7 protein-coding genes are annotated in these 12,974 nt (G+C 71.3%); 6 read left to right on the plus strand and 1 reads right to left on the minus strand.

What is annotated here, in order from left to right; translation table 11 throughout:
• Nucleotides 1-55: 55 nt before the first annotated feature.
• From ABD481_RS41480 to ABD481_RS41505, 6 genes are all read left to right on the plus strand, one after another.
• Nucleotides 56-2,008, plus strand: coding sequence for a substrate-binding domain-containing protein (locus ABD481_RS41480; RefSeq protein WP_344671401.1), 1,953 nt, complete (start codon nt 56-58; stop codon nt 2,006-2,008).
• Nucleotides 2,009-2,196: 188 nt separating this feature from the next.
• Complete coding sequence (locus tag ABD481_RS41485; protein WP_344671402.1) at nt 2,197-4,362, plus strand: hypothetical protein; 2,166 nt, start codon at nt 2,197-2,199, stop codon at nt 4,360-4,362.
• Nucleotides 4,363-4,413: 51 nt separating this feature from the next.
• On the plus strand, nt 4,414-5,949 hold the full coding sequence (locus ABD481_RS41490; protein ID WP_344671403.1) for an OB-fold domain-containing protein: 1,536 nt from the start codon (nt 4,414-4,416) through the stop codon (nt 5,947-5,949).
• Nucleotides 5,949-7,214, plus strand: a complete 1,266-nt coding sequence (locus ABD481_RS41495) for an acetyl-CoA acetyltransferase (RefSeq protein WP_344671404.1) — start codon at nt 5,949-5,951, stop codon at nt 7,212-7,214. The genes ABD481_RS41490 and ABD481_RS41495 overlap by 1 nt, the downstream gene beginning before the upstream one ends.
• Before the next feature lie 67 nt (nt 7,215-7,281).
• Complete coding sequence (pnuC, locus tag ABD481_RS41500; protein ID WP_344671405.1) at nt 7,282-7,950, plus strand: nicotinamide riboside transporter PnuC; 669 nt, start codon at nt 7,282-7,284, stop codon at nt 7,948-7,950.
• A complete protein-coding gene (locus ABD481_RS41505) occupies nt 7,947-9,065 on the plus strand; it encodes an AAA family ATPase (protein ID WP_344671406.1) in 1,119 nt (372 codons plus the stop codon). Before pnuC ends, ABD481_RS41505 begins: the two co-directional genes overlap by 4 nt.
• Before the next feature lie 141 nt (nt 9,066-9,206).
• On the opposite strand, the gene ABD481_RS41510 is transcribed toward ABD481_RS41505, so the two are convergent.
• Nucleotides 9,207-11,573 (minus strand): DUF4082 domain-containing protein, encoded by a 2,367-nt coding sequence (locus ABD481_RS41510; RefSeq protein WP_344671407.1) that lies wholly within the window; start codon nt 11,571-11,573, stop codon nt 9,207-9,209.
• Nucleotides 11,574-12,974 lie beyond the last annotated feature (1,401 nt).

Below are 12,974 nucleotides of genomic sequence, written 5' to 3' on the forward strand. Positions count from 1 at the left end.
GCGCGCGTTCCATCGAGCCATCGAGTGTCAGGGGTCACACGGAAGGAACCGCGCCATGGTGCAAGCGCACAGCCACCGCTCGACCTCGCGCCGCCCCGGCGCGCGGGTGTCGGTGCCGATCGTCGTGACCACCCTGGCGGTGCTGGGGGCGGCCGGCGGCGGCGCGGGGTGGTACGCGCTGCGGCACCGGCCGGATCCGGCGGCGACGGTCGGCGGCCTGGCGGGCGGCTGCCCGGCCGGGCCGACGGTGCTCACCGTGGCGGCCTCGCCCGACCTGGCCGGGGTGCTGACGCCGGTGCTGGCGCCGGACCCGGTGCCGTGCGTGCGGGTGGTGCTGACGCAGACCGACTCCGCGGACATGGCACGCTACCTGGCCGGGACCGCGGCCGCCCCGGACCTGACGGCGAAGCCCGACGTGTGGATCCCGGACTCCTCCCTGTGGCTGGACATGGCGCGCTCGACCGACAAGGGGCAGGCGGCGGTGCCGCAGAGCGGGAGTTCGATCGCGGATTCGCCGACGGTGGTGGCGGCGCCGAGGCCGGTGGCGGAGGCGATGGCGAGGGCGATCGCGGCTGCGACGGGTGGGTCGACTGGGTCGACTGGGTCAGCGGCGCCGTCGGGGCAGAGCGACGCGTCGGGGCAGTCCGGCCAGAACAAGCAGCGCACGTTCAGCTGGGACCAGCTGGTGAAGCTGGCACTGTCGCAGTCCCAGGCGCAGGGCCCGGCCGGGACCCCCGCGCAAGGCGGACCGCTGGTGGCAGTGGCCGATCCGGCCCACGACGGCGCCGGACTGGCCGCGCTGATCGTCCTGGACCGGATGCTCGGCCAGGCGGTCAACGACCCGCAGCTCAAGGTCGGGATCACCGGGTTCGTCAAAGGGATGTCGAACAACGCGGCGCCGTCGCTGCCGAAGCTGCTCGCCAACCTGCCGCAGACCGAGGCCGCCGGCGCGGCCGGGCCGGGCATTGTGGCGTTCCCGGCGTCGGAGCAGAAGGTGTGGCAGTACAACAGCGCGAAACCGAAGGTGCCGCTGGCGGCGCTGTATCCGTCGGACGCGTCGGCATCGCTGGACTACCCGATGACCGTGCTGAAGGGCGCCGACGACCCGCACGCCCTGGCCGCCGACCGCCTGCGGCTGTACCTGAACACGACCGCGCAGGACGCGCTGCACAAGCACGGCTTCCGCTCGCCGGACGGCACCGGGTCGCCGGTGCTGGCCGCCGACCCGGAGCTGCACGGGAACCTGCTGGAGCCCGCGGTGCAGGCCGACAACGGCGCCGCCGGGCACGCGCTGGCGCTGTGGGACACGCTGAACAAGCAGCTGCGGATGCTGGCGGTGGTGGACGTGTCGGGGTCGATGGCGCAGACCGTGCCCGGCACCGGCGGCCAGACCCGGTTGCAGCTGACCGGGGCGGCGTGCGAGAAGGCGATGGCGCTGTTCGGGACGCGGGCGGCGATGGGGTTGTGGACGTTCACGACGGCGCGCGGGAGCACGGGCGGAGCTACGGGTGGAGCCACGGGTGGAAACACCGGTAACTCCCCCGGCGGCACCGGCGGGGCGACCGAGATCGACCAGCTGCTGCCGATCGCGGAGCTGGGCTCGGCCGACGTCGGCGGCAGCGGCGGGACGCACGGACAGCGCATGATGGCGGCGTACGGAGCCCTGACCGACAAGCCGGGTTCCCGCAACGGCCTCTACGACGCGCTGCTGGCGGCGTACCAGGAAGTGGTCAAGGGCTGGGACCCGGCGCGGGTGAACACGGTGGTGGTCTTCACCGACGGCAAGGACGACAGCCTCAACAGCATGAGCTCCGACCAGCTCATCAGCAAACTGAAAGCGGCGGGCGACCCCGCCAAGCCGGTCCGCGTATTCGTGGTCGCACTGGGCGCCGACGTCGACCTGACCCTGCTCAACAAGATCACCGCGGTCACCGGCGGCGCGGCCGTCCACTTCAGCGACATGGGCCAGATGACGGCAGCCGTCCTGGGCAGCACCACGACACAATAGGGGCACTTCAGAGCACTGTTCCGACCACACCCCGCGCCGCCGCGAGAATGCCGCGCGCGAACCCTGCGAATCCGGTGTGGACGAACCCTGCGAACCAGATGACAGATCCGCGCCAAACCCGAGAACATGCGTGCATGGCCTATCACTGCGGGGCACCCACTCAAGACGGGAGTTCGTGCCAACGGCACGTGCGTGAGCCGGGCTTGCGCTGCCACCAGCACCGTGCGCTGGGCGGCGCCGCCCTGCCGACGCCCCGCCTGGCGATGCGCACCATCACCCTGGCCGACCCGTCGCTGCTGGGCGGGCCGGCGGCGTGGATGTCGGCGCGCGACGAGGTCGCGGCGGCGCATGCGGCGGAGTGGGGGGAGGGTTCGGGTTCGGGTGACTCCGCCACGAAGGTCGCGGACACCTCAGGCTCGGAGAATTCCAGCACGGCGGGCGCGGGCTCGGCGAACTCTGGCTCGGACGACTCGAACGAACCGTTCTGGTCCCCCTCGGCGCCGCTCGCCAGCCCGTCGTACATCCTGTTCGGCGAGGCCGACGAGCGACCGCAGTTCCGCGTCGCCGAGCGAGACACCCAGCTCAACACCCTGAGCGAGGCCGGCGACGACGAGGACCTGCCGCGCCGCCAGCGTCCCCGGCCGGAGCGCAACGACGCACCGAACGTGCCGGTCCGACCGGACCAGCGCGGCGCACAGATCATCGAGAACTACCTCCGGCGCCACGACCAGGCCGAGGCCCAGCAGGAGCAGGAAGAACGCGAGCAGCGCGAAGCCGAGGAGGCACGCCGCAAGCAGGCGCTCATCGAGGCGGAGGAGGCACGCCGCGAACACGAACGGCGTCTGGCCGAGGCGGAGGCACAGCGTGCGCAGGAGCGCCGCGCGGCCGCCGAGGAACGTCGCGAGGAGCTGCAACGGCAGGCCGAGGAGGCACGCCGCAAGCGCGAACGGGAGCTGCGCGAAGCCGAGATAGAGCGGGCCGAGCGCGAGCAGCGCCACGTCGAGGACGCACGCCGCGAGAAGGAGCAACGCGAGCAGAAGGAGCGGGAGCGGCGCGAGGCTGAGATCGCGCGCCGGGAGGAGGAGAAGCGAGCAGCTGAGGCGGCCCGGCGCGAGGAGATGGAGCGAGCAGCCGAGAAGGCTCGCCACGAGCGGGAGCGGCTTGAAGCCGAGGAGGCCGAGCGACTGCGGGAGGCGGAGCAGCGGCGAGAGGCGGAGCAGCGCGCGGCCGAGAAGGCTCGGCGCGAGCGGGAACAGCGTGAGCGGGAACAGCGTGAGCGGGAACAGCGCGAAGCTGAGGAGGCCGAGCGGCTGCGAGAGGCTGAGGAAGCCGAGCGTCGGCGTGAGGCCGAGGCAACTCGGCGCGAAGCCGAGCAAGCCGAGCGCTGGCGTAGGGCTGAAGCAGCTCAGCGGGAGCAGGAGCAGCGGGCTGCTGAGCGTCGGCGTGAGCAGGAGCTTCGCGAAGCCGAGGGGTTGTTTGAGGATCAGGAAGCGGGTCTCGCGCCCGGACCAGCGCCCCTCTTCCTCGAAGCTGATGATCAGTTCCCGGTCCCCTCGCTGTTCCGCGACGAGGCGGATGATCGTCCTTTGTTCCGCGACGAGGCGCCGACGCTCATCCTGCCGCGTGACAGGTTCGGGCCTGTCGGGGATGGGCCGCAGGGCGAGCCTGATGCGGTGCCCACGCCCCGGCGCCCGCCGCGCATTTCGCCTATGCGCACCGTCATGCTCGGCTCCACGTCAAAAGCGGACCCGGCAACGGACCCGGACTCGATCCCGGTCCCCGAGCCCGAGGCTGAGCCCGAGCGGAGCCCGGCGCCCCTGCCCCCGCCGCGGCCCTCGGTCGCCGACGCCGACGCCGATCCCCCGACGCTCGTCGGTCTGCCCGACGACCTCGCCGTTCCCGACTTCGTCGTGCCCGGATTCACCCAGCCGGCGCCGAAGCCGCCGTTGCGGACCGTGTTGTCGACGGTGCTCGGGCCGGAGTTGTGGCAGCGCTGCTATGTGGAGTGGGGGCCCGCGCACTGCATCTCGCTCGCGCGGGTGGCGCGGGCCATGGACGGGTTGGCGCCGTCGGCGGCGGCGGCGTTGCGGTCGACGGCCGGGGCGTCGATGCGGTGGTTGGGGGTGAACCGGGAGCGGGAGGATCTCGCGGAGCTGGTGGCCGGGGCGATTTCGCATCCGGCGCACGCGTCGGACGCCAACCGGGCCCGGACCACCCGCCTCTACGGCGCGGCGATCTGTGTGGCGTTGAACATCCCGATGCGGCGTTGCGCCTGCCACCGGGACCTGGACCGGGACGTTTCCGGCGAGCTGATCCGGCTGGGGCTGGAGGAACTGGCCGGCGAGGTGAAGTAGCGCCTCCGACGTTGATCTGACGCCCCATCAGATTTCCGCTACCATGCCGCCATGCGAGGAATCCTGGGCTGGGGCGTCCACCTGCCCTACCGGAGGCTGGACCTGGCCACCGTCGCGGCGGTCGCCGGGAGCGGCGGCGGCAAGGGCACCCGCGGCATCGCCTCCTACGACGAGGACACGACCACCATGGCGGTGGCCGCCGCGCGCGCCGCGCTGCTCGGCGTGTCCGGGCCGGCCGCCGCCGCCAGCCCGGCCACCGCAACCGCAACCACCCCCACCCCCACCCCCATCAAAACCCTGTGGTTCTGCACCACCGCCCCGGCCTACCAGGACCGCACCAACGCCACCGCCGTCCACGCCGCCCTCCGCCTGCCCCGCGCCACCGCCGCCTACGACGCCACCGGCGCCGTCCGCTCCGCCGTCGGCGTCCTGGACGCGGCGCTGTCCGGCGCCGGCAGCCACCTCGTCGTCACCTCCGACCTGCGGACCGGCCGCCCGGGCGGCGCGGACGAGGCCGCGGGGGGCGACGCCGCCGCTGCGCTGCTCGTCGGCGACGGCACCGCGGCGGCCCCGGTGCTGGCCGAGCTGGTCGGCCACGCCGCCGCCACCGAGGAGTTCCTCGACCGCTGGCGCACCCCCGGCGACCTGGCCTCGAAGACGTGGGAGGAGCGCTTCGGCGAGACGCGGTACGCCACGGTCGGCACCGAGGCCTGGAACGCGCTGCTCGCCGCCACGGGCCTGCGGCCGGAGGCTGTGGACGTCCTCCTCGTCGCCGGCACCCACGAGCGCGCCGCCAGATCGGTCCTGAAGAAGACCGGCGTTCCGGCGGAGCGGCTGCACGACCCGTTCGTCCGGACGCTCGGAAACGCCGGCGCCGCCCAGCCCGCGCTCCTGCTCGCCTCGGCGCTCGAGAACGCCCGGCCCGGGCAGACGATCGCGCTGCTGGTCCTGGCGGATGGTGCCGACGCTTTCCTGTGGCGCACCACCGATGCCCTGGCAACGCACACCGGGCCGACGCCGACCGTCGCCGACCAGATCGCTCAAGGCGCCCTCCTGCCCTACGGCCGGTATCTCGCTTGGCGCGGTTTCCTCCCGGTCGAGCCGCCGCGCCGCCCGGAGCCGGCGCGCACGTCGGCGTCGGCAGCGGCGCGCGCCACCGCGTGGAAGTTCGCCCTCGTCGGCTCCCAGAACACTGATCCTCAGCACGGTTCGAAGCAGACCGAGTCTCAGCACACCGACTCCCAGCACCCCGAACCCCACCACCCCGTCCACCTCCCACCCTCCCCCTTCGACACCGCCCCCCACCCGGCCGCCGACGCCGAGGGCACCGTCGTCACCTTCACCATCGACCGCCTCGCCTACTCCCCCAGCCCTCCGGTCGTCTTCGCGGTCGTCGATTTCGACGGCGGCGGCCGGCTCCCGATCGAGCTGACCGACGTCGATCCTGCCGAGGTCGCCATCGGCCTGCGCGTCCAGGCCACCTTCCGCCGCCTGAGCAGCGCCGACGGCGTCCACAACTACTTCTGGAAGGCCCGCCCGGTCCGCCCGGTCCGCGGCCTCCCGCCCGGCCCGGAGGGAATCCGCTGATGGCCTCGCACGGCATCAAGGACCGCGTCGCGATCGTCGGCATGGGCTGCACCCGCTTCGCCGAGCACTGGGACAGCGGCGCCGACGAGTTGCTGCGCACCGCCTGCGACGAGGCCTTCGCCGGCCCGGGCCTGGCCAAGGAGCAGATCGACGCCTACTGGCTCGGCACCGCGCAGTCCGGCATGAGCGGCATCACCCTGGCGCGGCCGCTGGAGCTGGTCGGCAAGCCGGTGACCCGGGTCGAGAACTACTGCGCGACCGGCTCCGAGGCCTTGCGGCAGGCCGCGTACGCGGTGGCGTCCGGCGCCTACGACGTGGCGATGGCGGTCGGCGTCGAGAAGGTGAAGGACTCCGGCTACCAGGGCCTGAACGCCTTCCCGATCCCCGGTGACGGCACCGCCCGCACCGTCACCGCCGCGGCGATGTTCTCGATGGTGGTCCCGGCATACGCCGCCAAGTACGGCGTGTCGGCCGAGGACATGCGCACCGTCCTGGCCCGCATCGCTTCGAAGAACCATGCGAACGGCGCGCGCAATCCGAAGGCCCAGTTCCGCAAGGAGTGGTCGGTCGAGCAGCTGATCGCGATGCCGAGGGTGGCCGGCGAGCTGTCGGTGTTCGACTGCGCGGGGGTCGCGGACGGCGCGGCGGCGGCGATCGTCGTGCGCGCCGAGGACGCCCTCCGGTACACCGACCGCCCCCTCTACATCAAGGCCCTGTCGCTGGTCGCGGGCAACGGCCTGCCGCTGGGCGACCCGGCGTACGACTACACCACCTTCCCGGAGATCGTCGCCGCCGCGGAGGACGCCTACCGGCAGGCCGGCGTCACCGATCCGCGCCGCGAGCTGGCGATGGCCGAGGTGCACGACTGCTTCACCCCCACCGAGCTGGTCCTGATGGAGGACCTGGGGTTCTGCGAGCGCGGGAAGGCCTGGCGGGAGGTGCTGTCCGGGGCCTTCGACCTGGACGGCGACCTGCCGGTGAACCCCGACGGCGGGCTGAAGTCGTTCGGCCACCCGGTCGGGGCCTCCGGGCTGCGGATGGTCTACGAGGCCTGGCTCCAGCTGCGCGGCGAGGCCCCGGCCGGGCGGCGGATCGGGACGTTCGGGCAGCGGGAGCTGGCGCTGACGCACAATCTCGGCGGGTATCCCGGTGAGATGGTCGGGTTCGTCTCGATTCTTGGCACGCGGCTGGGGCCGAGGTCCGGGGCGGGGTCCGGGGCGGGGTCCAGAGTGGAGTCCGTGGCGGGGTCGGGCTCGGCGGCCTGAACTGGACAGATCTCGATCACGCCGGTTATCGTCACCTCGACGATAACAAGCGTGATCGGGGGACTCCGTGAACCACTTCCTGCAACACCTGGTCGCACCGCTGAACACGGTGCTGTTCACCTTCGGCACCGACAAGGTCAGCTGGGCCGAGCTGCTCGGGTTTCTCACCGGCGCGATCGGCGTGGCGCTGACCGTGCGGGCGCGGATCTGGAACTTCCCGATCGGCCTGGCGAACAACGTGTTCTTCTTCGTGCTGTTCTGGACTGCCAAGCTCTATGCGGATGCGATCTTGCAGATCGTTTACTTCGCGCTGGGTGTTTATGGGTGGTGGCAGTGGTTGCGCGGGGGCGCGCGCCGCAGCCGCCGGACGATGGCGCACGCGAGCCGTGGCATGCTGGTCGCCGTGCTGATCTTCATCGTGCCCGCGACCTGGGTGCTGACGGTCGTGCTGCGGCAGGCCGATGACATCGCGCCGTTCTGGGACGCGCTGACGACGGCGTTGTCGCTGGGCGCGCAGTGGCTGCTGAACCTGAAGCTGTTCGAGAACTGGTACTTCTGGATCGCCGCCGACGTCGTCTACATCCCGCTGTACTTCGTGAAGTCGCTGTATCTGACGGGGATCGTCTACGTGATCTTCCTCGGGCTGTGTGTGCTGGGCCTGCGGACCTGGCGACGGCAGACGGCGGCACCGAGTCTCGGCGGCGCGGTGGCTCCCGCCCCGGCAGGTGTGCTGTGAGCGGCCTGTTCGAGCACGGCCTGGTGATCGGCAAGTTCTACCCGCCGCACGCCGGCCACCATTTCCTGATCCGCTCCGCCGCGAGTTCCTGTCGCCGGGTGACGGTCGTGGTGATGGCCGCCGATGTCGAGTCGATCCCGTTGTCGGCGCGGGTGTCGTGGCTGCGCGAGGCGTATGCCGAGCAGCCGCATGTGGGCATCACCGGCGTCGTCGACAACATCCCCGTCGACTACGCGGACGCCGAGGTCTGGGACGGCCATGTGGCGCTCATGCGCGAGGGCATCGCCGCCGGCCAGAACCACGGGGTCGCGGTCGACGCGGTCTTCAGCTCCGAGGGCTACGGCCAGGAGCTGGCCCGCCGGTTCGATGCCGCCGACGTCCGGCTGGACGCCCCGCGCGGCACGTTCCCGGTCTCCGGCACGGCGGTCCGTCGCGATCCGACGGCGCACTGGCTGGAGCTGGACGCGGGGGTCCGGGCCTGGTTCGCCAAGCGCGTGGTCGTGATCGGCGCCGAGTCCACCGGGACCACGACCCTGTCCCAGGACCTGGCGGCCGCGCTGCGGATGCGCGGCGGGCTGCACGCCGTCACCGGCTGGGTCGGGGAGTACGGCCGCGAGCTCACCGCCGCCAAGCTGGCCGCCGCCCGCGGCCGGGCGGCCCGGGCCGGGCAGCCCGAGCCGACGGTGTTCGACCTGGAGTGGACCGACGACGACTTCGTCGACGTGGTGATCCGCCAGACCGCCGACGAGGACCGGTGGGCGCGGCTCGGTGGGCCGGTGCTGGTCTGCGATACCGACGCGCTGGCCACGACCGTGTGGCAGGAGCGGTATATGGGCCGCACCACTGCCGAGGTGGCCCAGATCGCGGCTGAGCTGCCGCCGCGCGCGCTGTACATCCTGACCGGGGATGCCGACGTCCCGTTCCACGACGACGGTCTGCGCGACGGCGAGCACCTGCGCGGCTGGATGACGCAGCGGTTCCGTGACGTGCTGGCGGCCGGGGACACGCCGTGGATCGAGGTCGGCGGGGATCGGGACAAGCGGTTGCGGTCGGCGATGGAGGCGGTCGACGCTCTCTTGGACGAGGGATGGCGGCTGGCGGATCCGTTGGGGTAGGCGAGGTGGCCGAAAACGGCTGGTGGCTGGTGACTGGTGGGCACGAGCCACCAGCCATCAGCCGCCAGTTATCAGTCATCAGCCACCAGTCCGGTCAATCGGGCGACCGGCCCACCAGCCCATCGGCCCACCGGCCAGCTACTAAGACGCGTTGAACACCGCGTCGACCCAGTAGTTGGTCCCGCTGCTCACCGAATTCGGGAACGTACTCAGGCTCCCGTACGCGTAGAGCCCGTTGCCCTTGCTACCTGGTCCGGCGGGAACCGCCAGCGGATAGTTCAGGTACGGGTAGGTGAAGTACCCGTTCGTGTACGCGTACCTGCCCACCGGCGCGTGATACGAGGCGACGTAGGTGGTTCCGGCGGTCACTCGGACCGGCGTCGCGAAGGTCAGCGTCTGCCAACCGGTGGCGGTCTCGTTGCTGAAGGTGCCGGTCGCCAGGGCGGCTCCGGTGCTGTCGTTCCACAGCGTTCCGGTGTGCACTCCGGTGTCGAGCGCGCCCTTGTAGAAGCGGACTCCGGTGATCGTGCCGTTGACCTTCGGCGTGAACCTGATGCCGACCTCCACGGGGTTGGGGTCCGTGGAGTCCTCGACCGCCGGCGTCGCGCTCTTGTCGAACAGCGAGCAAGGACACGTGTACGGCGGCGGGTTCGTGCCGGTGGTGAAGGTCCACTTGACCGGGTCGGTCATCGCGTTGCCCCAGCCGTCCGCGCCCTGGATCGACGCGGTGAACACCGTCCCGAACGGCAGTTCGGTCCCCGGGGTGAAGGTCGCGACCGTGCGGGCGGCGTTGTAGCTGACAGCACCGGGCACCTGCGTCCCGGCGGCATCGGTCACGGTGAAGCGCGTCGTGCTCGCGTCCATCGGCGCCGAGAACGTGGCGCTGACCGCGGTGGTGCTGGCCGCGCCGGAAGCGCCGGCGGTCGGGCTGGTGCCGGTGACGTCCGGCGGCGACGTCGGCACGTTAGCGCCGTCGAAGACGACGTCCACCCAGTAGTTGACGGCGTTGTAGGTGTAGGCCGGGAAGGCCGAGGCGCTGTTGTAGCTGTAGACGCCGTTGCCGCCGCCGGCGCTGTCGGCCAACGCCGTGATCGGCGCCCGGCCGGCCGGGTCGTTGATGAAGTAGCCGGTGTCGTAGGCGTAGTGGCCATTGGGGGCGTAGTAGGACGCGATGTAGGTGCCTCCGGCCTTGACCGCCACCGGGTTGGCGAACATCAGCGTCTGCCAGCCGGTCGCGGTCTCGCCGGTGAAGGTGCCGGTGGCCAGCAGCGTCCCGTCGGAGGTCCAGAACGACCCGGTGTGGGTTCCGCTGTTGGCGGCCGACTTGTAGAACCGCACGCCCTCGATCCGGCCGGAGGCGGAGGGGCTGACCTTGACCCCGAGCACAACGCCGTAGGGGTCGCCGGAGTCGGCGGTGGTCGGCGCGGACCAGGCCGGGAAGATGGAGCAGGGGCACTGCCCGGCGGTCCCGTCGTAGAGGGCGACGTGCTGGGTGTTGGCCCCCACGCTCACGGTCGCCGAGATGGTGTCCGTGCCGGTGTCGATCATCGACACCGAGCTGTCGCCCTGGTTGACGACGTACGCCTCGGTCCCGGCGCTGTTCATCGTCACCTCCTGCGGGCCCGGGCGGCCCGGGATGGTGGAGGTCAGCGTGCCGGCAACCGGGTCCACGACGGAGACGGCCTGGTCGTCGTGGTCGCTGACGTACAGCTTCGAGCCGTCCGGCGCGGCGGCGACACCCTGCGGGTTCTTACCGACGGGGATGGTGGACCGAACGCTGGAGGTGGCCGTGTCGATCACCGTCACCGTGTTCTTCGACGCGTCGGTGATGTAGGCCTGGGTCCCGGCGGCGTTGAAGGCGATGGCCGAGGGGGACGCGATCGCGTCGATCGAGGCGATCGCCTTCCGCGTGGCCGTGTCGATGACGGAGATCGGGCCGGTGGCACCGCTCTGAGCACCCGGGGCGCTCGGGGCGCTCCGGGCGACGTAGAGCAGCTTGCCGTTCGGGTCGACGCCGATCTGCCCGACGCCGCCTGCCAGCGGAACCGTCGCGACGACGGCGTTGCTACCGGTGTCGATCGCCGTCAGGGAGCTGGCACCCCCGGCGTAGAGCGTGGTCCCGGCCGGGTCGATCGCGAGGACCGCGCTGGCCACCGGGAGCGTGGCCCGGACCGCCTGACTGCCGGTGTCCAGCGCCACCACGCCGGAATCGCCCTGGGTGTAGAGCGTCCTGCCGTCCGGCGTCAACGCCAGACCCTGTGGGTTGCGAACAGCGCGGATGGTCGACACCACGGTGTCGGTGGACGGATCGAGGACGGTGATGTCACCGGCCGCCGTACTCCCGGCGTCGACGACGTAGGCCAGCGGCGGGCGAGTCTGGATCGGTGTCCGGGAGCCGAGCGCCCGGGCCGGCGCGCCGCCGGCGAGCTGCCCGCCGACGGCCGTGACGGCGGCCAGGACGGCGAGGCCGATCCGGGCGCGGGAGCGTTGGTGCGAGGACGAAGACATGCGGAGAACCCCTTGGAACCTGTACGCGGCCGCCCAGCGGCGGCGTCCGGCGGCCCGGACAACCGAGCACATTAGGACAGGCCCGTCCCACGATGTAAGTGTTCTGATGTTGTGTCCGGGAAAATCGCTTTGACCAGCGATCCAACGGATTGCCAAACGTTCCGCAATACCTCGTGCGGCACCATGACCGGCAGGACCGTCCATTCTGCCGAAGACAAGGGAGGAACAGCACCTATGACCCGAGCCCGGCCTCCGCACGCCCCACCACGCTGATCGCCCTCACGACGCTCCTGTACGCCGCAATACTCACTCCGCAGGTGGCGAATGCCGCAACCGCGCCTGAGTAGAGGGTTGTGGTCCATGTGGGCGGTGACCCGCAGGACGTTCCGCGCTCTGGCAAGAGCGGGACTGCCACGGCCGTGGTCTCCCCTCAGGGCCTTGAGGGTATTGAGGATATGGAGCGCATGGGGCGGATGGAGCGCGTGGAGGGCATGGAGGGCAAGGTCGGCAACGGGAAGTAGGACATCGTCCGCGCTACCAGCACCACCCGCATTACAGCCGTAGGGGCTAAGGCCTCCTGGCCGGCCCCGCCGCTGGCTGGGAGGCCGATGTTGGTGAAAAGCCAAAGGCAGGCGCCTCCAGCGGGGACCTCTGATCCCTCGGAGAACTGGCGCTGCTCCATAGGTGGGCCCGGTTAGTCGCTGCGCTGGCGGTTTGTGGGGTGGGGGTTTGTTCCCCTCGCTCACGTCGGCAGCCCTACGGGTACAGCACCGCCGCCCAGGTATCAAGTCCATGCCGCTGCGGTGATGGTTGGTGGGCTGCGGTTGGGCTTGCATGAACTTGACACCTGGTCGGCGGTACTGTAGGCAGAGCCCTGCCGACGTGACCGAGGAGAACAAACCAACAACCCAGGCAGAGAGCTGACAATCACGGGGCAGGGGGCTGGGCACCTCGCTGACTACGGCCGCCGGGAAGGTTCAAAGCAAAGCAGGGGCCGAAGACCGCCCGCACCGGCGCCCCAAAGAACTGCCTCACCGGGCGCCCCAAAGATCCTCTCGCGTGGGCAGCGAAAGACCAGCCTCATCGGGCGGCGGCCGAAGACCTGCCCCACCGGGCGGCCGAAGACGTGCCTCGCCGGGCAATCGAAGGTTTGCCTCACCGAGTGGCCGAAGGTGTGCCTCGCCGGGTGGCCAAAGGTTTGTCCCACCGGCGGCCGCAGGGCTGAAATGGCCGCCCACTGCCCCCGGATTCTTCAGTCCTCTCCCTGGGGTTTGGGTTTGTTCTCCTCGGTCACGTCGGCAGGGCTTTGCCTACAGTACCGCCGACCAGGTGTCAAGTTCATGCAAGCCCAACCGCAGCCCAACAACCATCACCGCAGCGGCATGGACTTGATACCTGGGC

This window comes from Catenulispora yoronensis, from assembly GCF_039531695.1.
GTDB classification, from domain to species: domain Bacteria; phylum Actinomycetota; class Actinomycetes; order Streptomycetales; family Catenulisporaceae; genus Catenulispora; species Catenulispora yoronensis.